Genomic DNA, 20131 nt, shown 5'->3' with positions numbered 1-20131 from the left:
ATGGTGCAGGCGAGCATGGTCCACATGACGTGGCAGGGCGGGAGGGACAGCGAGCATGGCCACCGCGCCGCAGCTTGACGGCGTCCCCGAGACGGCGTTGTGGACGCTGCATCATCGTGTCCTGGAGACGACACGGCACGACGCGATGTTCGCCGATCCGAGGGCCGTCGACCTGATCACGCGCATCGACTTTCCGTTCGCCGAGCGATTCGGCGAGGGCTTCCGCACTCAGACTCAACTGCTCGCGCTGAGAGTCCGCTGCTTTGATGCTGCCGTCGGGGACTTTCTGGTTGAACATCCCGCAGGCACGGTGGTCGCCCTCGGCGAAGGGCTTGAGACTCAGTTCTGGCGAGTCGACAACGAACTCGTGCGGTGGCTCACGGTCGACCTGCCCGCGTCCGTGCGGTTGCGGGAGAGGCTGCTGCCCCGCAGCGACCGCCAAAAGGTGTATGCCGGCTCGGCTTTCGACCTGGCCTGGCTGGCTGAGGTCGATTCCAGCAAGGGCGTCCTGATCACCGCGCAGGGACTGCTCATGTACTTTCAGCCCGATGACGTGCACCGGTTGCTGCGGGCCTGTGCCGAGAGGTTTCCCGCAGGCGTGATGGTTCTCGACACGCTTGCCCCGTGGATGGCGCGTGCGGTGCGGCGGGCCAGCACCAGGGCGTCGGGCTATCACCCGCCAGAGCTGCATTGGTGCATCAACTCGGCGGACTGGCAGAGCCTTCGTGGGTTGCATCCGAACATTTCAAATGTTTCCGAGGTGCGCTCTCCGCCCGGTCGGGGACCGTTGGCATGGCTGCCGCCCAACGTCCACCGGATACCTTTTATCCGCGGCCGCCGTAGTGGTGTGGTTCGCCTTCGCTTCGGGCCCGGAGCGGTAACGCGCGAGCCGTTCGGGCCAGCAGCTCGCTGAGCGCGTCGGCGAAGACCTCGTGGTGCCGGGCGACGTCCTCGGCGATGGTCTGCGGGCGACTCCCCCGGCACCTCCCTCCGTCCGCAGATCATCATGCCGATTGGCCCAAGATCCGCACCCCGCTCGACCGATGGCGGCACTCGCCATCCGGTCGCCGACACGGCCGCCGCAAGCCAGCACGGCTCCCTACCCGGAAACTGATGGTTACCGAGTCCTGGTTCCACCGACCTATCGATGGTGTTGGTGCAACGATGGAAGACGTGGGAACTGCGAAAACAGCTACACCTGCCGTCTCGCCCCTTGCCGGCGAGCCGATCAAACGCGCCGACGCCGAGCGGCTCGCGGGAGTACTCAAGGCATTCGCCGACCCGGCCCGGCTCCGACTGCTCAGCCTGATCCAGTCCGCCCCCGAGGGCGAGGCGTCCGTCAGCGACCTCACCGCGCCACTGGGTCTCTCCCAGCCGACCGTGAGTCACCACCTTCGGATCCTCACCGAGGCCGGCCTGCTCGAACGCGACAAGCGCGGCGTCTGGGCCTACTACCGCCTGGTGCCCTCCGCCATCGCGACGATCGCCGACCTGTTGACGCCGCCCCGCAAACGGGCGACGAAGAAGACCCGCTGAGCGGCACCGTCGAAAGGCCTGCACCCGGTCCAGCGGCTGCCAGCAATGGCGTCCGCCCTGATCACGGCCAGCTCGACCACGCCGACAGGTGACGGATCGGGGCGCGAGCGGCCGGGGGACGGTGGTCTGGAGGTGGGTCTCGTTCAGCTTTGAGGTACGGCCGATTCGGCGGGCAGACTGTCCATGAACGAGCTGACCGAAAAGACCGCCTGGCCGGGGCCGGCAGGGCCGTACCCGGGCGGGCTGGACAGGCCGTTCGCCTCCATGACCGCCCGGTAGATCTCCAGAAGCCGGATGTGGTACTCGAGCGGCGCGCCCTGCGGGTTGGCCCGGCCGAGGGGGGTGGTCGGCTCCGGGCACCAGGTGGTGAACCGCGGGGTGATCCCGCGGGACATGAAGTACTGCAGGCCCTCGGCGGTCGAGTCGATCGCCTCGTCCACGCTGGTGAAGCCGTGCGGGGCGGCCATTTCGACGCCGGCGACAAAGTTCGGGATGACGTTGCGCGGTCCGAAGACCTCGGCGGAGTCGAGGATGCGCCGGTGCCACTCCTCCCGGCCCACGTACCGCTCCTTGCCCGGGCAGTAGAGCTCGAAGAGCCGCTTGTCCCACACCTCGTAGTTCGGGTGGTAGATCCGGATCCCGTAGTCGTGGAAGCGCTGCACGTCGGCCCGCGGCAGAGCCTGGGCGACCACCTTGCCGATCCACCGGCCAGGGAACCGCTCCTCGATCGCCTGTGCGTAGCGGCCGTAGAAGTCGGCCTCGCCCAGCCCGTCGACCTTCGACGTGATGCTGCCGCCGGTGAGCGTGTACGCCTGTGAGGTACGAGCCGTGTCGTACCTGTCGATGATCGCCAGCGCTTCGAGGACCTCGTCCACGGGCTTGACGCCGGTGTACGGGCGCCCGGCCTGCTTGTGCTGGCGCCAGTTGTGGTTGATGTCGCAGTACTGGCACTCCTCCTTGGCACCAAAGTACTGACAGACCCGGAACGCGGTCAGGTAGATGAGGTAGCCCCACTGGATCGTGGGGGCAACCTCCATCACCGACTTGCCGTTGCCGAGTGTGTGCCGGTAGTAGTCCGGCATCGGGGGCAGTCCCACCTCGCCGATCGCCCGTCCGTCGAGGAAGAGCATGAGCTGCCCGTCGCCGTCGGGTCTGACCCGGTACGGCGAGTCGGGGTTGGTGCGGACCGACACCACCGTACGGCGAAGTCCGTACGGGCCCCCGGTGAGCACGATCTCCTCCGGCGGCCGGCGCAGGGCGGCAGCACCCAACTCGGGCAGTGTCCGGTGATCGAACGAGAAGATGAAGTACGACTTGGGCTTGACTTCACCGCTCTCGTTGTCCGTCAGCGCCGAGTCGTCGAAGGCCAGTCCACCGCGCAGCAGGTCCTCCTTGATCACCGCCTCGCGCGGCACGCGAGGAAACCGCCCCATGAGTTCTTCGATGAGATCGGTACGCGATTGCATGCGCCCCTCCTGAACGGGTTACGTGAAGGGCCTCGTCGGCGAGGCGAGGCAGATGAGGAGCTGGCTGTCCGATCATAGTTGGGCTGGAAGCCCGCGGTTCTGGCTCCCAGGGGTGCCTGGCCGGCATGACCGGCCAGGCACCCCTGGGTGGCTGAGGTTCAGTTCTGCTTGGTTTCCCAGAAGATCTTCGAAATCTGCTCGATCTTCGCGAGGAGCAGATCTGCTACACCCGGGTCGGCGGAGCCCTTCGCACCGCTGGCTCCGGCCAACTTGGTGGCCTCGTTGAAGAGCGTGTGCAGATCGGGGTACTTCTCGAAGTGCGGCGTCTTGAAGTAGTCGGTCCAGAGCACCCAGAGGTGGTGCTTGACCAGCTCAGCCCGCTGCTCCTTGATGATCAACGCCCGGGTACGGAACGCCGCATCGTCGCTGGCCTGGTATTTCTCGCAGACGGCCTTGATCGACTCAGCCTCGATCCGAGCTTGGGCCGGATCGTAGACCCCACAGGGAAGATCGCAGTGGGCGCTCACGACGGTGCGGGGGCGAAGAAGGTGCGCCAGTCGCATCAGATTCCTTTCGTTGGCGATGCTGGCGGCGCCGGTCCCGCCGCCTCTGATCATCGGATCCGCATCGCTCCTTGATCCACAACACGACGCTAGAACCTCAACCTGACTTCACGTCAAGCTCGTGAAGCAAGGCCGGGCCGGTCGGCAACCGGCGTGGCACGGTGCCGGGGCGCCCGGGCGTGTCTCCGTTGCATCTGCAGGGCGGCCACGGACGACAGGACGAGCAGGCCACCTGTCATCTGCACGGGGGTGAGGAGCTCGTCGAGCGTGAGCGCCGCCAGCGCCGTGGTGACGACCGGTTCGAACATCGACAGAATGGCTGCGGTCGAAGGGCCCGTCCGCCGCAGTCCGGCGAAGAAGGTCAGCATCGCCAAGACGGTGGACACGACCGCGATGCATGCGAGCCAGAACCATCCCTGCAGGCCGAAGCTGAGGTCGATACCGCCCGTCACGAGAGCGCCTGCGCCCAGGGTGAGGGCAGCTCCTGACATCACCAACGCGGACAGCATCACCGGTGGCAGCCGGTGCACGACGATGTCAGCAACCAGGATGTAGCCGGTATATGTGAGAGCGGCGCCGAACGCCAGGGCCGCCCCGAGCGGGTGGAAGTCCACACCGCCGGTACCGAGAAGGACGAGCAGCGTCCCGCAGGAGGCAGCCACCAGTGCGGCGCAGCGACCGGGTGACAGGCGGTCCCGACCCAGCAGAACGGCCGTGAGGGTGACCAGCAGCGGGTAGGTGTAGAAGATCAGGGACAGCAGCGAGGCGTCCATCAGCTCCAAGGCCGCGAAATACAGGGACGCCTGGGTGGCGTACCCGACGGCGCCCAGGCCGAGCGCCGCCACCAGCAGACCCAGAGTTACTCGGACGGGCCCCCTCCTTCCGTCGGGGCTCGCGGGTTCGCGCCGCAGACCCGGTCGCAGGAACAGCAGCATCGCCAGCAGGCCAGCGGCAAATCCGAAGCGCACCAGAAGCAGCGCTCCAGGCGAGACACCCGCGGCGTACGCGAGCTTCCCGAAGATCGCCATGGCGCCGAAGCACGCCGCTGACAGAAGGCACAAGGCGGGACCCATGTCCTAGAGAATCGACGCTCCAACCCTGCAGGTCCAGTGACGATACATGGACCTGATTCGTTAGCATTTATGCATGGCCACGCTGGATCTTCGTCGGCTCCGGCTGCTCCGCGAGCTCGAGGAACGAGGGACCCTGGGCGCGGTGGCCCTGGCCCTCGGCTACAGCCCTTCCGCGGTGTCCCAACAGTTGAGCGTTCTGGAGAAGGAGGTCGGCGCGCGCCTGCTCGAAAAGGCCGGCCGTGGTGTACGGCTCACCGACGCCGGGCGTCTACTCGCACAGCACGCCCGAGTCCTGCTGGCAGCAGCCGAGGCGGCGTCAGCGGACCTCGCCGCACTGGCCGGTGAGGTGCGAGGCACCGTGCGCGCCGGCGGTCTGCAGTCAGCGGCTCGTCGCCTGCTGGTTCCCGCAGTGGCCCGCATGATGGTCAAACACCCGCAGGTACGCACCGAGGTCTCCGAGCTCGAACTCGAACAGGCGCTACCGGGACTGCGGCTCGGAGCGGTCGACCTGGTGATCAGCGACGAGTACGACGGTCACCCACGCCCCCGGCCGGCAGGGCTGCGGTTCGCGCTACTGCACGAGGAGCCACTGAAACTGGCCTTGTCACCCGGGCATCGGCTGGCCAAGCATGGAGGACCGATCGCATTGTCCACGCTGCGGGACGAGGTCTGGGTGGCCTCCGACGCGGGCACCGGCCATCACGACATGGTCGTGGGAAGCTGCCGGTCCATTGGCGGCTACGAACCCGACGTGCGCCACCGGTCCAACGACGCGGACGTCCAGCTCGAACTCGTGCGCACCACCGGAGCCGTCGCGCTACTGCCGGCGCTGGCACTGCCCGCAGCAGACCCAGCCGTGGCGATCCGTGACATCGCCGACGCGAAGCTCGGGCGTCGGCTGGTCGTTGTCCTTCGAGACGGCCCCGCTGCCCCTGCGCTCGCGGCCTTCCTGGCCGTCGTGACAGACCAGGCCCGCAATCTGGAACAGCACCCGAAGACAAAAGGGCATGAAAAGGCCGGGTAGCTCGCAAAGCCGGGCTGGTCACGACACCGGTCGTACAGTTCGACGACCCACTCAAGCCTCAGTGGTCATCATCGCCTGCCGAGCCGCTACCGGCGCCGCTGATGGATACCCGGCGCGGGAGTGCTCACGGAACGGATCCAAACGTGTGGTGGGCCCAATCGGCGAAGCTGGTCCAACCAATCTCGGGGTGGGCGGCGTGCAGCGCGTCGATGTCGACCTGGTAGCCCGGCCCATTCAAGAACGCCCACATCGCGTGCATGTCCGGATTGCCGATCTCTGCCAGCGACGCCCTCTCATGGCGCACTTCCCGTCCCAGTGCCGCGCTCAGCGCGGCCGCCATCTGGGCGGGGGTAGGGGCATCACTGGCCAGCTCGATGCGTCGCCCCACATAGGGGGCGGGGTCGAGAAGCACCTGCGCGGCGAAGACGCCGTGGTCGGTGCGGGCAAGCTGCTGCAGCGGCCGATCCCCCGGCAGTGGCAGATCGAGCACCCCACTGCGAATACGGTCTGCCCCGCCGAGGGCGTTGTCGAAGAAGTACGCCGGCCCCAAGATCGTGTAGGGGACGTCACCAGCAGCCAGCTCGCTTTCGATGCGTGCCTTGCTGTCGAAGTGCGGCACACCGCTTTCCTGATCGGCGCCGGCCACCGAACTGAACACCAGATGCGGCACTCGAGCGTCACCGGCGGCTGCCAAGATCGCCCGCCCCTGGGCCACCTCGGCATCCACGCCCGCCTCGAACGGAGTCGTGAGCGCGAAGGTAGCCCCCACGCCCGCCATCGCCGTGGCCAGCGAGTCGCGGTCCCCCAGCGACCCCGCGACCACCTCGACACCCCGGTCAGCCAACCGGCGAGCCGCCCCCCGCTTCGGGTCGCGCACCAGCGCCCGCACCCGGGCCCCGCGTCCCAACAACGCCTCGGTAACGGCGCTGCCCTGACCGCCGGTCGCCGCGAGCACCAAGATCGGCGCATCGGCCATCAGGGACACCTCTTCTCGGCGAGCAGGCGCGGCAACCGGTCGTCGCCGCGGACCACAATATCCGCGCGCCAACCGCCATCACCCCGCACTTGCGCACGTTCGCACGACTGCGGTAGCGGCCCCTTGGCGCGAGCGGGCCTGCGGACGATTGGTGTTGGTGCAACCATGGAAGACGTGGGAACTGCGAAAACAGCTACACCTGCCGTCTCGCCCCTCGCCGGCGAGCCAATCAAACGCGCCGACGCCGAACGGCTCGCGGGAGTACTCAAGGCATTCGCCGACCCGGCCCGGCTACGACTGCTCAGCCTGATCCAGTCCACCCCCGAGGGCGAGGCGTCCGTCAGCGACCTCACCGCACCGCTGGGCCTCTCCCAGCCGACCGTGAGTCACCACCTTCGGATCCTCACCGAGGCCGGCCTGCTCGAACGCGAAAAGCGCGGCGTCTGGGCCTACTACCGACTGGTGCCCTCCGCCATCGCCACGATCGCCGACCTGCTGACACCGCCCCGCAAACGAGCAACGAAAAAGACCCGCTGACCGGCACCAACGAAGACGAACCCAAGGGTCATGGTCGGCTGACCGTATCCGACCTTCGGCAGCCTGGGTCCGTTCCTGAACCAGGGCTTGCATCTGGTACCTGGGTACAGGCTTACCGTCGTTGCATGAGCGACCAACATGTCACGACGGAAGACTCCTGGGTGCCGGATTCGTGCGCCCTGCCGACCGCCGAACGGCCGCTGCGGCTCGCCGAGTTCGATCAGTTCTTCCAGGATGCGGTCCGGGGTGCCGACCGGTTGTCAGCACAGCATCTGCGGTTGCATCTCGACGGCGCGGAGCAGGTCGAAAAGGCGGCGCGGAATCTGACCGCCCGCGAATCGTCCTGCTGCACGTTCTTCACGTTCGACATCGCGCGGCCTGACTTGCACTCGCTGACGCTGGACGTTCGGGTACCGGCGGCACACGTCGACGTGCTTGATGCCCTCGCCCAGCGGGCCATGTCCGTCCGGGTTCAGCGATGACCGGACCGGCACTACGCAGCGGCCAGCTCGCCGACGCGGCCGGGGTCAACCTGCAAACCCTGCGCTACTACGAGCGCCGAGGACTGCTCACCTCACCGCAGCGGTCGCCGGGAGGGCATCGGCTCTACCCGCCCGACACCGTCGCCCTGCTGCGGATCATCAAGACCGCGCAACGCCTCGGCTTCACCCTCAACGAGGTGGCCGACCTGCTCGCCGCCGGCCGCCACCAGCACAACGGCCGACCGGACACCGGCCTTCAAGCACGCGCCAGGGAGAAGCTCGCCGAGGTGGAAGAGAAGCTGGCCGACCTGTCCGTCATCCGCGACACCCTGCGCGCCGCCATCTCAGCCGGCTGCGACGACTTGATCGCCTGCGCCGTCAGCGCCTGCTGCCCCCTGCCGTTTGCTGAACTCGCTGAAGGGAACGATCGTGCCGACACCCGCTAACCCGCTGCGCCGTCTGCTCCCCTCCGGCCTGACCGGACTCGCTGGCGCCGCCTGCACCGCGTGCTGCCTGCTGCCGCCGCTGCTGGCCGCCGGGGTCCTCGGTGGCGCCGGCTGGGCCGCGGTCAATCGGTTCCTTCCCGGCGTCGCCGTCGCCCTGGCCGTGCTCGCCGGCCTGTCCTGGTGGTGGGCCAGCAACCGCCGCCACACCACCGGCTGCGTCGGCGGCAACTGCTCCTGCAGACAGGATGATCAGCGCGAGCGCCAGGTAGTCACGCTTCGGTCCGACGCATGACGGTTGTCCGCTCGATCCTGCTGTTCCTGCTCGCCGCCCTCGCCGAAATCGGCGGCGCCTGGCTGGTATGGCAGTGCTGGCGAGAAAACCGGGGCCTGCGCTGGGTCGCGGCCGGAGTCATCGCACTCGGGGTCTATGGCTTCGTCGCCACCTTCCAACCCGACGCGAACCCTCGTCCACAGGTTCGATTATGGTATACCAACTGGGTTCGTCGGTTGCGGGAGACGAGTAGCGGTGACACGGTCAGACGGCTTTGAGTCGGAGTCGGAGCGGGTGACGCGCCTCCTTCGTGACGAAATCCTCGACGGTGTCCGCAGGCCAGGCAGCCGGTTGGTCGAGCGGGATCTGGCGGCGGATCTCGGGGTGAGCCGGGTTCCCGTGCGCGACGCGCTCAAGACGCTCGTGGCCGAAGGGCTGGTGACTTCTCGGCCGCGCACGTGGGCGGTGGTGCGGGAGTTCACGGCGTCGGACGTTGCCGATCTCGACGAGGTCCGCGCGGCGTTCGAGCCGTTGGCGTTCCGCCTGGCCGCACAGCGGCGTACTCGGGCCGGCCTGCAGCGGCTGCGCGAGGTGCTGGACGTGGAGCTGGCCGCCGCCCGCAGCCAGGATGCGGTGCGGGCGCGGCGTGCGGCAGCCGACTTCCATGACGTGGTCACGTCGTTGGCTGCCAACGAGTTGCTGGGCGAGCTGACGCGCACGATGCACAGCCGGATGCGGTGGCTGCTGGCACAGCACGACGACCTGATCGGCGTGGCCGAGCAGCACGCGGGCCTTTACCAGGCGATTGCCGCCCGGGACGTCGCCCTGGTGGAGGAGCTGGTCACCGAGCACCTGACGGCCAACCGGTCGGCGGCCGGGACCCGCCAGCACGAAGCCGGGGATGCCGAGCAGGCCTCGGGTGGCTGATGGCGCCGCGGCTACCCGCGACCGGCCGCCAGCTGCTACGTGTCGATCTGGTACATCTGGGCGTGCAGTGCGCGGATGTCTGCTTCCAGGGACGGGTCGGGGCCGGCGACCGGGACGTCCGGGGCGACGACGCCGATCGGCAGCGGCGCCACCGGTCCCCCGCCGAGGCCCCAGTGCCTGCGCCAGTCGGTGAGCTGCTGGGCACTGGCGGCGTAGACGATGCGGCCCAGGCCGACCCATGCGTGCGCGGCACTGCACATCGGGCAGTGCTCACCGGAGGTGTAGACCACGCTCCTGCGCCGCTCCTCGGCAGAGAGGTTGGCGGCGGCCCAGCGGGCGATCTCGAACTCCGGGTGCCGGGTGGCGTCACCGTCCTTGACCCGGTTGCGATCCTCGAACCGGATCACCCCGGAAGCGTCGACCAGCAATGAACCGAACGGCTCGTCGCCCGCTCGAAGTGCCTCGCGGGCGAGATCGACGCAGCGGCGGAGGAACTCGCGGTCCTGGTCGGTGATGATGTGCGGCTGATCGGGTCGCTCCATCCGCACAGCTTACCAGATTTGGTATACCATCAGGTCTCGTTCGAGCTTAGGCGTCCCGAATGCTCGGCGACCTCCTTGACCCGGCCGTCGGAGCCGCCAGCGTCGATAGCGACGGTGCGGGCGACACCCACGTCTGTCCCGGGACAGAGTGCAGGGCGAGCTTCAGCGGCCGAGGCCGGCCTCCCTCGCCCGCACGATCGCCTCGGCGCGGTCGGCGACCTGCAGCTTGGCGAAGACGTTCGACACGTTGTTGCGGATCGTCTTTTGGGACAGGAACAGCGCCTGGGCGATCTGGGCGTTGGACCGTCCGGCCGCCAGCAGCTCCAGGATCTCCCGCTCTCGGGCGGTCAGCTCCGGAAACACCGTGCTGGCACCCGGGGGGCCGGCGGCGAAGAACTCCGCGATCCGCACGGCCAGTGCCGCGCCGAAGACCGCACCGCCCGACGCGACAGTGTGGATCGCCCGGACGATCTCCTCCTGCTCTGCGCCCTTGACCAGGTAGCCGCGCGCCCCGGCGCGCACCGCCGTGAAGACGGTGCCGTCGTCCTCGGACATGGTGAGCACGAGCACGCCGACGCTCGGTGCCGCCGCCAAGAGTCGGCGCGTCGCCTCGATGCCGTTGAGCCCGGGCATCTGCACGTCCATGACCACGACGTCCGGCCGCTCCGCCAAGGCCAGCTCGACGGCCTCGATCCCGGTTGCAGCGGTGCCCACCACCTTGATGCCCGCCACCGAGCCGAGCAGGACCGCGAGCCCGTCACGAAAGATCGGGTGGTCATCGGCGACGAGCACCCGCACCGGTTCCTCAGCCACGGGCCACCTCCACGGCGTTGGCGCTGATCAACGGCAGGTCGGCACGCACCAGCGTCCCCCGGCCGTGCGGGCACTCTACCTGGCACACCCCGCCGAGCTCCGCCGCCCGCTCGCGCAGCGAAATCAGCCCGACACCGGTGGGGGTGCCATCGGGGATGCCGATGCCGTCGTCGCGTACCTCGACCCGCAGCCGGTCGCCGCTGGTCCCGATGCGGACGGTGCAGGTGCTCGCCCTCGCGTGTCTCGCGACGTTCGCGAGCGCCTCGGAGGCGATGCGGTAGGCGGCGACCTCCACGGCGGCGGGCAGGTCCTCGAGCTGGTCGCCACCCTCCAGGTGGACGGTCAGGCCGGCCGCGCGGAGCCGGTCAGCCTGCTGCCGCAGGGCACCGACGAGGCCCAGGTCGTCCAGCGCCGGCGGGCGCAGGTCGTGCACCAGGCGCCGGACGTCGGCGAGCGCGGCCGCCACGTCCTCACGCGTCTGCTTGAGCAGCCCATCGACGTCGTCCGCGCCGCCCGAGGCGCGCAGCAGGTTCCGCGCGGTCTCGATGCGCAGGGCGACCCCGCCCAGGGCCGGGCCGAGTCCGTCGTGCAGGTCCCGGCGCAGCCGTCGCCGCTCCTCCTCCCGCGCGCCCACCAACCGCTCTCGGCTGATCTGCAGCTCGCCGGCCAGATAGCTGGAGCGGGCCGCGGCGGCCGCCTGCCGTACGACGTCGGCGAGCAGGCGCTGATCGCGCGGTGAGAGGGCGGTTCGTGGTCCGTCGGCGGCGAGGATGAGCCGCCCCACCATCTCACCGCGGTAGGTGATCGGCAGCGTCTGCGTCAACTGCGGCGCCGTGCCGTGCTCGGCCAGTAACGCCTGCCCGCCGGTGCGGTGGACCTCGACCGCGACGTACGGGGAACGGAACGCCTCCGCCACGCCGTGCGCCACGGCCAGCAGTTGCTCCTCCGGGCTGTCGGAGCGCTCCAGCCGCTCGGCGAGCCCGGCCACCACCTGGTACGGATCATGCCGCTGGCCGTACACGAGCCGCTGGATGAGCAGCCAGAGGCGGTGGCGCAGCGGCCCGTACACGAGCATGACGACCAGCAGCGCGACGAGCGCTGCGCCCTCCTCCGAGCGGCGTTCCCCGAGCAGGGCGGTGAGGCCGGTGAGCAGGGCCGCGTCGACCACGACCACGGTGGCCGCCAGGGAGCCGTAGAGGAACGTGCCGCCGAGCAGCCGCTCGATGTCGACGAGTTGCGGGCGCAGGATGCCGGCGGCGATCGCAGCACCGGTGACCGCCACCGCGACGAACAGCGACACCGTGGTCGCGGCATCCGGCAACGCCAGCGCGGACAGCATCACCATCACGTCGACCAGCCCGGCCCACACCAACCACCGCATGCGGGCCTGCTCCACACCGGACGCCCGCCGGTAACGGCGGAACACGATGGCGAACGGCACCAGCATGCTGATCGGGACAGCCGCGTATCCGACGCGCAGGACGACTTCCCACACCGCGTCGGGTACGGGCAGCATCAGCGGGTCGATCTGCAGGTCGGCGACGGCGGCCGGGATGCCGTCGTCGCCGCTGAGGGCGTTGCCCACCCGGGCCGGGACGGCGAGCAGACTGAGCGGCAGGACCGCGGTCGTCGCGAGGCTGCCGATCGCCGCCCAGCGCCACCGGCCGGCCGGCAGCCGACCATCGGGGTAGAACACCAGCAGCAGCGGCAGCGAGAACAGCAGCCACGCGCCGAGCCGCTGGTAGATCCACCACGCCACGTCCGCGCCGGGTGCCACGGGGTCCTGGGCGGTGGCGTACGCGACCCAGGAGACCGCCGTTCCGTCGGCCGCCCAGTGCAGGCCGGTCACGCAGAGGATCCAGGCGACGGCGTTGCGGGGCACCCGGCGGACCATCAGCCCGCCCGGCACGGCGAGCGCGAGCCCGGCGACGCCGGGGATCCAGCCCAGCTCCAGCCCGTCCGACCCGCGCCGCCCGGCGCCGAGCGACAGGTCGAGCACCGCGGCTGCCACCGTGGCCGCGATCGTTGCCACCACGAACCCGGCACCGACGATCGTGGCCGCCCAGCCGGCTCGGTCCTGCTCATCCCGCACGCGAGCAATGGTCCCAGCCGGGGCGTCCCGAGGTCCCGAGGACAAGGGTCCCGATCGGACCGGGACACGGGAGAGGACCGATTCGAGGGCGCGTGACCCTGCCGCCCGGGTCAGGCCGGACAGCAGAGTTCCCGGTGTACCGCGGCCCGACCTACCGGCCGCCCGACTCACAGGACAACACCATGACGATCCGCACCCAGCCGGTCCCCGCCCGCTCGGCGGCGACCCTCCCGCCACCCCCGGCCACCGGCGTGCGCGCCGCCACCGTCCGCAAGCTCGGACTGGCCCTCACCGTGGGCACGCTCGCCTGGGCGGCCACCATCTTCACCGTCGGCACCACCCCTGAGGACACTTTTCGTACCAGCATCGGGGACCTGGGCGGCACCCTGTTCCAGCTCGGCGTCTTCGCCCTGCTGACCATCCAGTTCAAGACCATGGCCACGGGCACGTCGAAGCTAGCCCGGGGCATGCTGCGCGCGGAGTACGTCCTGCTGGCCCTCGCCACCCTCTGGAGCATCCTGCACGCGGTGCCGGCGTTCCAGGACGCCGGGTGGCTGATGATCCTCGACGTGTTCTGGCCGCTGTCGATGCTCGGCATGTTCGTCATCGGCATCAAGATCCTGTTCACGGGCCGCTGGACGGGCCTGGCCCGGGTGTGGCCGACGGTCGCGGAGAGCTGGGCGGTCGTGACCGTCCCGGCGTTCGTGATCTTCGGTCCGCCGTTGTCGAACTGGATCGGCGGCGGGCATCTGCTGCTCGGCTACGCGGCGCTGGGTGTCATCCTGGCGCTGCGCCCCGAGCTGACCGGGGCCCAGGACTGAGCAGGATCGGATCGGTCGACGTCCGCTCGTCTCACCGCGCGGTACGCCGATCGCACTACCGGCCCCCAGCCGGCCGAAGCATCGGCCGGCGGGGGCCGGTGGGTCCGAGTTCGATCGCGCTCATGGCTGACGATCTCCGCCTCCCACCACGGGGGGTCGACCGCCTCGGCCTTCTCCGCGGCCTCGATCATGACCTGCGCGATCAGCCCGTAGGCGTCAGCCCAGTCCCTGGCGAGCCCTAAGTGCGCCGACGGTGGACCGTTCGGTACTGCGTCGGCGAGATGCCGAACCACGCGCTGAACGCCTGGCGCAGGGTTTCGCCGGAGCGGAACCCGGTCGCCTTGGCGATCGACGAGACGGCCTGATCGGTGGTGATCAGGGCGGTGGCCGCTGCCTCCAGCCTCACTTGGCGAACAAGCCGGGCCGGGGTTTGCCCAGCGTGGGCGACCAGAAGCCGGGTGAGGTGCCGTTCGCTCACGCCGGCCACCGCGGCGAGCCGGGCGGTGGAGAGCTCCGCTTCGGGATTGGCCGTGACGTGGTCGAGGACGCGCCGCACCACGGCGTGCTCGGGGCGCCGGGCACGCACGAACATGCTCATCTGCGCCTGGTTGCCCGGTCGCTGCAGGTAGGTGACCATGCCCATGGCCACCCATCGGGCCAACTCGGCGCCGTGGTCGGCCTCCACGAACGCCAGGGTGAGGTCGAGCGCGGCGGTGACGCCGCCAGACGTCCACACGTGATCGTCCCGCACGAAGATCGGCGCAGGGTCGAATCGCACGGCCGGGTACGCGGCGGCCAACTCGGCCGTATGGTGCCAGTGGGTGGTTGCCCGTCGACCGTCCAGCAGCCCGGCCGCAGCAAGCACGCTCGCACCAGTGCACACCGACGCCACGCGGCTCGAACTGCGGGCCAGCCTCTGGACCTGAGCAAGCAGGATGCGGTCCGCGGCGGCCGCGGCGTGCCCAAGACCGCCGGAGACGACGAGGGTGTGCGTGCGGGCCACGTGCTGCAGCGCCACTTGGCCGGACAGCTCCAGCCCGGAGTCACAGCGCACCGCGCCGCCGGACAGCGTGGCAAACCGCACGGCGTACGCGGGCGTCGCGCCGAGCCGGTTGGCCATGTCAAGACAGCTGGTGACGCTCGCAACGTCCACCAGCTCGATGCCGTCATAGCCGACGACGACCACACGCCGCTCGTCCACCCTGCCATCGTAGGAGCGCATGAAGCGGTCCGGCAGGACACGTTTTCCAGAATCTCGGACATGATGGCCGCCGCACCTGTCCCCCACAGGTGCGCGGCGAATACGGTTCCACCCGTCAACACCCATGCGCTCTGTTGAAAGGGACACACCGAATGGGCAGGCTGGTAGTGACCGAATACATATCCGTCGACGGAGTCGTGGAGGCCCCCAGCGGCCGCGAGCAATTCGCGCGCACGGGCTGGGCTGATCATTTCTCCCGTGGTCAAGAGGGCCAACAGTTCAAGGTGGACGAGACGATGGCCGCAGATGCCCAGCTGCTCGGACGCGTCACGTACGAGCTGTTCGCTGCATCCTGGCCGCAATACGAGGGCGAGTTTGCCGACAGATTCAACGCAATGCCGAAATACGTCGTCTCTTCCAGTCTGAACGACCCGGAGTGGAAGAACACAACGGTCCTCAAGGGCGACCTGGTCGAGGAGGTCACCAGGATCAAGGGACAGTACGAGCGGGATGTCCTCGTGCACGGCAGCCCGCAGCTGTCTCAAGCGCTCATCAAGCACGACCTCGTCGACGCCCTGCACCTTCTCGTGTATCCGATCATCGTCGGCGCGGGCAAGCGCCTGTTCGACGGTACGAGCGAGACGAAGCGCCTCCGGCTCGCCTCGGCACGAACCTTCGGCGACGGCGTTCACCTCCTGATCTACGAACGCGCCGCCTGAGGGCCGAACCTGCACCTCATACGCGCGTTCACAGCATTACGCCGGCACAGCAGGGAGCAGCAGAGCGAGCCGAGGCAGGAGTCATGTTCAGCCTCGATGTACGGGAGCGTGCCTAGATGCAGATCGCGATCCTGCTGTACCCCGGCGCCACCGCTCTCGACGCGGTCGGCCCGTACGAGGTGCTCAGCCGCATGCCGGGCGCCGATGTCCGCTTCGTGGGCAAGGAAACCGGCCCGCTGCTTGCCGATGGGGATGCCCTGCTACTCGGCGTAACGCACACCCTCACCGAGACGCCCGCGCCCGATCTCGTGCTGGTGCCGGGCGGAGTGACAACGCCGACCACGATGGTGGACAAGGAGATCCTCGCCTGGCTGCGGTCGGTGCACGAAGCCACGACGTGGACAGCCTCCGTGTGCAGCGGCGCGATGATCCTGGCCGCCGCGGGAATCCTCAAGGGTCAGCCCGCGACCACGCACTGGCTCGCGATGGGGCCGTTGCGGTTGATGGGCGCAGTCCCCCGGCCGGACGAGCGGATCGTGCAAACCGGCAAGATCGTCACAGCGGCGGGGGTGGCCGCTGGCATTGACCTGGGGCTCTGGCTGGTCGGCGAGATCGCCGGACGAGAGCTGGCCGAGGCGATCCAACTGGCCATCGAATACGACCCGCAGCCGCCGTTCGACGCCGGCCACATGAGCAAGGCGTCCGAGCCGGTCCGCATGCGTGCCAAGCAGCTGCTCGACGATCGGACGGACTTCAAACAGACGCTGGTCAAGCCGCGGATCGCCTGGAATCGACTGATCGACTTCGTGCGCACCGGCACGTAATCCGTGCATGTTGCCAAAGCGGAAGGAGTTGTCATGACCGACTCGACCACTACCGAGATCCTTGAGCTGGGGCGGCGCTGGGCCGAAGCCGAGCAGCGCGCTGACGTCGAGACGCTCGAGGCGCTCACCGTCGCCGACTTCGCGCTGGTCGGGCCACTGGGCTTCGTCCTGGACAAGCAGCAGTGGCCGGACCGGTACCGGACCGGCGACCTGATCACCGCGTCGCTCACCTGGGACGAGGTCGCGGTGCGCTCGTACGATGATGCGGCCGTCGCATCGGACGGCACACCCAGCAGGCCGGTCACCGTGGGCAGCCGTCGGACGGGCAGTTCCGTGCGATGCACATCGCCGTCCGCGTGGGCGATCGGTGGCAGCTCGCCGGCATTCAGCTCAGCCCGATCGGTGCTTTCCGGCCCCCGGCAGGACAGTGACGCGGGTCGGTCGGCGACAGCATGGGTCACGTCACGTGCTTCCTGCGCGGTGGCGACCGCGTGTTCCTCACCTACTCCACGACGGGCCGTGGCAACGAGCCGATCAACGGGTCCCTCGCCCTGCTCGACATGACGCCCTACGGCCGCGGCGAGGCGTGGGAAGACAGCCCCGAGGGCTGGCTCGAGGGACGGAACTCGTGCTGGTACTGGCGCTCGGACGCGGACGGGACCGCCACCTGGGGCCCGACCAGCCGCCCCGTACCGCAGTGGACACGCCCCGGCGCGACCCCCGTGGAGTCTCTCGGCCGGCACGGCAACCATCACTGACGGGCCGCTGCCGACGGCATCGGCACAGGTGCCAGGCCGTCCCGAACGGCGCCCCAGCCAGCGCACGACCGACGCACCAAACGGCGGCCCGGCCGAGACACGACGCCCCCCCATCAACTGTTTGGAGACCCCGATGCAACCCGTCTTCCGGTTCTGCGTCCATCTCCTCGAGATGGTCGTGGCCATGCTGGCCGGCATGTTCGCACTCGGACCACTGTGGGCGCTGGCACTGCCCGCCGCGATCGGGCAACCGGACGTGCACACGCTGACGATGGCTACCGATATGGCCATCGGCATGGCGGTGTGGATGCGGGTCCGCGGCCACGGGTGGGCCGGCATCGGCGAGATGACCACCGCGATGTACGCGCCGTTCATCGTGCTGCTCGTGCCGTACTGGTTCGGCGCCGCCTCCGCCGGTGTCGTCATGGCCGGCGGCCACGTGCTGATGGTGATCGCGATGCTCGCGGTCATGCTGCGGCGGCGGTCGGAGTACACGCACCTCGGGCACCGGCTCCCGCGCGTCGTGGTACGGATCGGCGCGGTGGTGCTGGCGCTGGCGGTACTGCCGGTGTCGGTCGGTGCCGCGGTCGCCACGGTGAACACACGAAGCGTGTACGCGCCGGCGCCCTCGCCGAGCGCTCCAGCGCCGGCTTCACGTCCCTTCGACCCGGCGCTGCCAACCGCGGTCGTGGTGCTCGGCGCCGATGGGGCGAACGTCGCGGACGCGTTGGGACCGTTCGAGGTGCTGGCCGTCACGGGGCGCTTCAACGTCCTCACCGCCGCCCCGACCCCGACGCCGGTCACCCTGATCGGCGGTCTGGACCTGGTGCCCGATGTCACGTTCGAGTCCCTGGCGACCCGGCTCGGCGGCCGTGCCGCAGACGTGGTCGTGGTGCCTGCCATGCCGCGCACCGACGAGCCGGCGGTGCTCGACTTCCTCCGGCAGCAGGCCAGCGGCGGCGCGCTGATGCTCAGCGTGTGCTGGGGCGGTGGCGTCGCGGCAGCGGCCGGGGTGCTCGATGGGCACACCGCGACGTCGCACTGGTACTACCTGGACGGCCTGGAGAAGGACTTCCCTGAGGTGCGGTGGCAGCGCGGCGTCCGCTACGTCGACGACGGTCAAGTGGTCAGCACGGCTGGCGTGCTCTCCGGCATCGACGGCACGCTCCGGGTGATCGAGCGCCTGGCCGGCACGCAGGTGGCCTCCGCCGCGGCAGAGGCCGTGGGCTGGCGCCACTACTCGCCCGGAACGCCGCTGCCGATTCCCGTGCAGCGCTTCGGTGCCGGCGACGCGATCGCCGCGCTGAACCTGTCGTACCGCTGGGATGCGCCGACGGCCGGGGTCCTGCTGACGGAGGGCGTCGGTGAGCTCGAGCTCGCTTCGGTGTTCGTCACCTACACCGAGGCCGTCTACGCCGCCCGGACGCTCGCGACGTCGACGGGGGCCGCGACCGTCCGCTCCCGGCACGGGCTGACGTTCGTGCCCCGCGCGACGCTTGCGGACGCACCGCGGCTGGACCGGCTGTTGGTGCCCGGCGCGGCGGCCGCAGCCCGGCATGACGCGCCCACAATGCACGGTCTCCGCCCGACGTATCTGCACGCGGCGCCCGGTTTCGCCTTCGACGGCCCGCTGCGCGACATCGCCGCCAACGTCGATGTCCCCTCGGCGGCGTGGCGGGCCAAACTACTGGAGTATCCCGCCGGAGACATCACGCTCACTGGCCGTGGCTGGCCCTGGGAACGCACCCTCCGCCCGGTCGTCCTGGCGCTGGCCGGCCTGGCCCTGCTCGCCGGTGGGCTGGCCGTCCAGCGGCGCCGGGCACGCCGGCCAGTGCCGCTGGACGACCACCGCGCTTCGGCGGCCGCGTGATGAGGCTCTCGGTCCCAGCTACCACCACCCAACCGCGACACCCAACGACGCCCACGATCCGCGTGAACCGCCGCTGGAGACAGGCACTGCTGGTCGTGCACATCCTGTCCAGCGCCGCCTGGATCGGGGTCGACGTCATCGTGGCAGTCCTGATCGGCACGGGGTGGTTCGCGGGCGACACCGATCTGCGCAGCTTGGCGTACCGCGCGCTGGCGAACTTCGTCGTGTGGCCGATGCTGGCATCGGGCCTGCTCTGCCTCGTCACCGGCCTCGTTCTGGGACTGGGCACCAGGTGGGGGCTACTGCGCTATTGGTGGGTCACCGTCAAGTTCGTCCTCAACGTGGCCCTGTGCACCCTGATCGTCACCGTGCTGCAGCCCGGTATGCCGGACGTCGAGACGTACGGCGAGGAGCTGCTCACCGGCATGGCAGCGGACGACGGGATCTGGCGGCTGTTCTTCCCACCTGCAGTCTCGCTGACCTGCCTGGCCCTGGCCACAGTGCTGGCCATCGTCAAGCCATGGGGCCAGACCCGCAGACCGAAGGTCCCCACGAAGCCCCGGCGCTCGCCCATGACCTGATCAGGAGGACCATCTTGAACCAGCAACACGAATTCTCGACCCCGAGCGCGACCAACCCGCCCCAGCAACCTTCGCACCATCCCGGTGCAGGCCGTGTGAGCGGTACGTTCCCGCTCACCGACATGCCGACCTGGCTTGCGCTGCTGTTGGTCGCGCTCGGAGTCCCGCGAACAGTATTGGCCGATCTCGACATCGTCGCCCCGGAAAGCGGCTCGCTCTACTACATCCTCGCCCTGACCCCGTTCGCTGTGTGGCTCGGTGTGGCCCTGGCCCGTCGAAGTCGCAGGCCATTCATGGACTTCGTGATCGTCGGCGTTCTGTACGGCCTGTCCCTGGTAGTGATCCACCAGCTGCTGTGGGGCGTCGGCCCATCCTTGGGTCACAACCCTCCCGCAAGCGCGGTCGAGTTCGCCGACCATTTCGCCGGGGCCTGGCGCGACCTGGCACTGCGGGCCTACACGAGCGGGATAGCCATGGCGATCGGGATCGGCTGCGGGTTGATCACCAGTCTGGTTGCGCTGGGGGCCAACGCATGGCGCTCCAAGCGCGGGTATACGCAGCGTATCCGGCGTTGAGGAAGGTGGAATCCGGCGCGGGAGCGCCCGGTCG

At 69.5% G+C, this 20131-nt stretch carries 24 protein-coding genes and 1 pseudogene; 17 read left to right on the top strand and 8 right to left on the bottom strand.

Features of this window, described 5'->3' with window-relative positions; translation table 11 throughout:
- Positions 1-55: 55 nt before the first annotated feature.
- Both ACNAVT_RS30640 and ACNAVT_RS30635 read left to right on the top strand, forming a co-directional pair.
- Positions 56-913, top strand: coding sequence for a class I SAM-dependent methyltransferase (locus tag ACNAVT_RS30640; RefSeq protein ID WP_416301355.1), 858 nt, complete (start codon positions 56-58; stop codon positions 911-913).
- 251 nt (positions 914-1164) lie between these two features.
- Positions 1165-1536, top strand: a complete 372-nt coding sequence (locus tag ACNAVT_RS30635; protein WP_416301353.1) for an ArsR/SmtB family transcription factor — start codon at positions 1165-1167, stop codon at positions 1534-1536.
- A 143-nt stretch (positions 1537-1679) separates the two neighbouring features.
- Here the strand turns inward: ACNAVT_RS30635 and ACNAVT_RS30630 are convergent, their stop codons facing one another.
- The 3 genes from ACNAVT_RS30630 to ACNAVT_RS30620 all read right to left on the bottom strand — a co-directional run bounded on the left by ACNAVT_RS30630 (position 1680) and on the right by ACNAVT_RS30620 (position 4638).
- Entirely contained in the window at positions 1680-3002 is a 1323-nt protein-coding gene (locus ACNAVT_RS30630) for a radical SAM protein (protein ID WP_416301351.1), read from the bottom strand.
- A gap of 158 nt (positions 3003-3160) precedes the next feature.
- A complete protein-coding gene (gene sodN / locus ACNAVT_RS30625; protein ID WP_416301349.1) occupies positions 3161-3565 on the bottom strand; it encodes a superoxide dismutase, Ni in 405 nt (134 codons plus the stop codon).
- Between the two features lie 113 nt (positions 3566-3678).
- Complete coding sequence (locus ACNAVT_RS30620) at positions 3679-4638, bottom strand: DMT family transporter (RefSeq protein WP_416301348.1); 960 nt, start codon at positions 4636-4638, stop codon at positions 3679-3681.
- Between the two features lie 73 nt (positions 4639-4711).
- Between ACNAVT_RS30620 and ACNAVT_RS30615 the strand changes: the two genes are divergently transcribed.
- Complete coding sequence (locus ACNAVT_RS30615; RefSeq protein WP_416301344.1) at positions 4712-5662, top strand: LysR family transcriptional regulator; 951 nt, start codon at positions 4712-4714, stop codon at positions 5660-5662.
- Between the two features lie 124 nt (positions 5663-5786).
- Here the strand turns inward: ACNAVT_RS30615 and ACNAVT_RS30610 are convergent, their stop codons facing one another.
- Entirely contained in the window at positions 5787-6638 is an 852-nt protein-coding gene (locus tag ACNAVT_RS30610; protein WP_416301342.1) for an NmrA/HSCARG family protein, read from the bottom strand.
- A gap of 165 nt (positions 6639-6803) precedes the next feature.
- Between ACNAVT_RS30610 and ACNAVT_RS30605 the strand changes: the two genes are divergently transcribed.
- The 6 genes and pseudogenes from ACNAVT_RS30605 (at position 6804) to ACNAVT_RS30580 (ending at position 9301) form a co-directional block, all read left to right on the top strand.
- Complete coding sequence (locus ACNAVT_RS30605) at positions 6804-7175, top strand: ArsR/SmtB family transcription factor (RefSeq protein ID WP_416301340.1); 372 nt, start codon at positions 6804-6806, stop codon at positions 7173-7175.
- A 125-nt stretch (positions 7176-7300) separates the two neighbouring features.
- The gene (locus ACNAVT_RS30600) at positions 7301-7657 is read left to right on the top strand and encodes a hypothetical protein (protein ID WP_416301338.1); all 357 of its coding nucleotides are present in this window, start codon (positions 7301-7303) and stop codon (positions 7655-7657) included.
- On the top strand, positions 7654-8103 hold the full coding sequence (locus ACNAVT_RS30595; RefSeq protein WP_416301337.1) for a MerR family transcriptional regulator: 450 nt from the start codon (positions 7654-7656) through the stop codon (positions 8101-8103). Before ACNAVT_RS30600 ends, ACNAVT_RS30595 begins: the two co-directional genes overlap by 4 nt.
- A complete protein-coding gene (locus ACNAVT_RS30590; RefSeq protein WP_416301335.1) occupies positions 8087-8395 on the top strand; it encodes a hypothetical protein in 309 nt (102 codons plus the stop codon). The genes ACNAVT_RS30595 and ACNAVT_RS30590 overlap by 17 nt, the downstream gene beginning before the upstream one ends.
- Positions 8392-8565, top strand: a pseudogene (locus tag ACNAVT_RS30585) (hypothetical protein); the annotation flags it as partial. The gene ACNAVT_RS30590 and the pseudogene ACNAVT_RS30585, both read left to right, overlap by 4 nt.
- 64 nt (positions 8566-8629) lie before the next feature.
- On the top strand, positions 8630-9301 hold the full coding sequence (locus ACNAVT_RS30580; RefSeq protein WP_416301334.1) for a GntR family transcriptional regulator: 672 nt from the start codon (positions 8630-8632) through the stop codon (positions 9299-9301).
- Positions 9302-9336: 35 nt separating this feature from the next.
- On the opposite strand, the gene ACNAVT_RS30575 is transcribed toward ACNAVT_RS30580, so the two are convergent.
- The 3 genes from ACNAVT_RS30575 to ACNAVT_RS30565 form a co-directional block, all read right to left on the bottom strand.
- Positions 9337-9843 carry a nucleoside deaminase gene (locus ACNAVT_RS30575; RefSeq protein ID WP_416301332.1) on the bottom strand — a complete coding sequence of 169 codons (507 nt, stop codon included), beginning with the start codon at positions 9841-9843 and terminating at the stop codon, positions 9337-9339.
- A gap of 162 nt (positions 9844-10005) precedes the next feature.
- Positions 10006-10656 carry a response regulator gene (locus ACNAVT_RS30570; RefSeq protein WP_416301330.1) on the bottom strand — a complete coding sequence of 217 codons (651 nt, stop codon included), beginning with the start codon at positions 10654-10656 and terminating at the stop codon, positions 10006-10008.
- Positions 10649-12748 carry a sensor histidine kinase gene (locus tag ACNAVT_RS30565; protein ID WP_416301328.1) on the bottom strand — a complete coding sequence of 700 codons (2100 nt, stop codon included), beginning with the start codon at positions 12746-12748 and terminating at the stop codon, positions 10649-10651. The genes ACNAVT_RS30570 and ACNAVT_RS30565 overlap by 8 nt, the downstream gene beginning before the upstream one ends.
- A 182-nt stretch (positions 12749-12930) precedes the next feature.
- Here ACNAVT_RS30565 and ACNAVT_RS30560 point away from each other — a divergent pair, with 182 nt between their 5' ends.
- Positions 12931-13569, top strand: coding sequence for a hypothetical protein (locus ACNAVT_RS30560; protein WP_416301327.1), 639 nt, complete (start codon positions 12931-12933; stop codon positions 13567-13569).
- Positions 13570-13807: 238 nt separating this feature from the next.
- On the opposite strand, the gene ACNAVT_RS30555 is transcribed toward ACNAVT_RS30560, so the two are convergent.
- Positions 13808-14770 carry a GlxA family transcriptional regulator gene (locus ACNAVT_RS30555; RefSeq protein ID WP_416301326.1) on the bottom strand — a complete coding sequence of 321 codons (963 nt, stop codon included), beginning with the start codon at positions 14768-14770 and terminating at the stop codon, positions 13808-13810.
- 152 nt (positions 14771-14922) lie between these two features.
- Between ACNAVT_RS30555 and ACNAVT_RS30550 the strand changes: the two genes are divergently transcribed.
- The 7 genes from ACNAVT_RS30550 (at position 14923) to ACNAVT_RS30520 (ending at position 20097) form a co-directional block, all read left to right on the top strand.
- Complete coding sequence (locus tag ACNAVT_RS30550) at positions 14923-15489, top strand: dihydrofolate reductase family protein (RefSeq protein WP_416301324.1); 567 nt, start codon at positions 14923-14925, stop codon at positions 15487-15489.
- Positions 15490-15605: 116 nt separating this feature from the next.
- Positions 15606-16313 carry a DJ-1/PfpI family protein gene (locus ACNAVT_RS30545; RefSeq protein WP_416301322.1) on the top strand — a complete coding sequence of 236 codons (708 nt, stop codon included), beginning with the start codon at positions 15606-15608 and terminating at the stop codon, positions 16311-16313.
- A 33-nt stretch (positions 16314-16346) separates the two neighbouring features.
- On the top strand, positions 16347-16877 hold the full coding sequence (locus tag ACNAVT_RS30540) for a nuclear transport factor 2 family protein (protein WP_416301320.1): 531 nt from the start codon (positions 16347-16349) through the stop codon (positions 16875-16877).
- A complete protein-coding gene (locus ACNAVT_RS30535) occupies positions 16766-17071 on the top strand; it encodes a DUF899 family protein (RefSeq protein WP_416301319.1) in 306 nt (101 codons plus the stop codon). The genes ACNAVT_RS30540 and ACNAVT_RS30535 overlap by 112 nt, the downstream gene beginning before the upstream one ends.
- Before the next feature lie 133 nt (positions 17072-17204).
- On the top strand, positions 17205-18941 hold the full coding sequence (locus ACNAVT_RS30530; protein WP_416301317.1) for a DJ-1/PfpI family protein: 1737 nt from the start codon (positions 17205-17207) through the stop codon (positions 18939-18941).
- A 62-nt stretch (positions 18942-19003) separates the two neighbouring features.
- The gene (locus ACNAVT_RS30525; RefSeq protein WP_416301316.1) at positions 19004-19522 is read left to right on the top strand and encodes a hypothetical protein; all 519 of its coding nucleotides are present in this window, start codon (positions 19004-19006) and stop codon (positions 19520-19522) included.
- 14 nt (positions 19523-19536) lie between these two features.
- Entirely contained in the window at positions 19537-20097 is a 561-nt protein-coding gene (locus ACNAVT_RS30520) for a hypothetical protein (protein WP_416301314.1), read from the top strand.
- The last annotated feature ends 34 nt before the right edge of the window (positions 20098-20131 follow it).

This window comes from Micromonospora sp. SL4-19 (assembly GCF_047921475.1).
Taxonomy (GTDB): Bacteria; Actinomycetota; Actinomycetes; order Mycobacteriales; family Micromonosporaceae; genus Micromonospora.
This window is presented reverse-complemented; position numbering and strand designations above follow the sequence as displayed.

What these genes read in the sequence shown, in the direction of transcription:
- ACNAVT_RS30640 (WP_416301355.1), top strand. Translation starts at nt 56, where the DNA reads ATGGCCACCGCGCCGCAGCTTGACGGCGTCCCCGAGACGGCGTTGTGG.
- ACNAVT_RS30635 (WP_416301353.1), top strand. Translation starts at nt 1,165, where the DNA reads ATGGAAGACGTGGGAACTGCGAAAACAGCTACACCTGCCGTCTCGCCC.
- ACNAVT_RS30630 (WP_416301351.1), bottom strand. Translation starts at nt 3,002, where the DNA reads ATGCAATCGCGTACCGATCTCATCGAAGAACTCATGGGGCGGTTTCCT.
- sodN (WP_416301349.1), bottom strand. Translation starts at nt 3,565, where the DNA reads ATGCGACTGGCGCACCTTCTTCGCCCCCGCACCGTCGTGAGCGCCCAC.
- ACNAVT_RS30620 (WP_416301348.1), bottom strand. Translation starts at nt 4,638, where the DNA reads ATGGGTCCCGCCTTGTGCCTTCTGTCAGCGGCGTGCTTCGGCGCCATG.
- ACNAVT_RS30615 (WP_416301344.1), top strand. Translation starts at nt 4,712, where the DNA reads ATGGCCACGCTGGATCTTCGTCGGCTCCGGCTGCTCCGCGAGCTCGAG.
- ACNAVT_RS30610 (WP_416301342.1), bottom strand. Translation starts at nt 6,638, where the DNA reads ATGGCCGATGCGCCGATCTTGGTGCTCGCGGCGACCGGCGGTCAGGGC.
- ACNAVT_RS30605 (WP_416301340.1), top strand. Translation starts at nt 6,804, where the DNA reads ATGGAAGACGTGGGAACTGCGAAAACAGCTACACCTGCCGTCTCGCCC.
- ACNAVT_RS30600 (WP_416301338.1), top strand. Translation starts at nt 7,301, where the DNA reads ATGAGCGACCAACATGTCACGACGGAAGACTCCTGGGTGCCGGATTCG.
- ACNAVT_RS30595 (WP_416301337.1), top strand. Translation starts at nt 7,654, where the DNA reads ATGACCGGACCGGCACTACGCAGCGGCCAGCTCGCCGACGCGGCCGGG.
- ACNAVT_RS30575 (WP_416301332.1), bottom strand. Translation starts at nt 9,843, where the DNA reads ATGGAGCGACCCGATCAGCCGCACATCATCACCGACCAGGACCGCGAG.
- ACNAVT_RS30560 (WP_416301327.1), top strand. Translation starts at nt 12,931, where the DNA reads ATGACGATCCGCACCCAGCCGGTCCCCGCCCGCTCGGCGGCGACCCTC.
- ACNAVT_RS30550 (WP_416301324.1), top strand. Translation starts at nt 14,923, where the DNA reads ATGGGCAGGCTGGTAGTGACCGAATACATATCCGTCGACGGAGTCGTG.
- ACNAVT_RS30545 (WP_416301322.1), top strand. Translation starts at nt 15,606, where the DNA reads ATGCAGATCGCGATCCTGCTGTACCCCGGCGCCACCGCTCTCGACGCG.
- ACNAVT_RS30540 (WP_416301320.1), top strand. Translation starts at nt 16,347, where the DNA reads ATGACCGACTCGACCACTACCGAGATCCTTGAGCTGGGGCGGCGCTGG.
- ACNAVT_RS30535 (WP_416301319.1), top strand. Translation starts at nt 16,766, where the DNA reads ATGGGTCACGTCACGTGCTTCCTGCGCGGTGGCGACCGCGTGTTCCTC.
- ACNAVT_RS30530 (WP_416301317.1), top strand. Translation starts at nt 17,205, where the DNA reads ATGCAACCCGTCTTCCGGTTCTGCGTCCATCTCCTCGAGATGGTCGTG.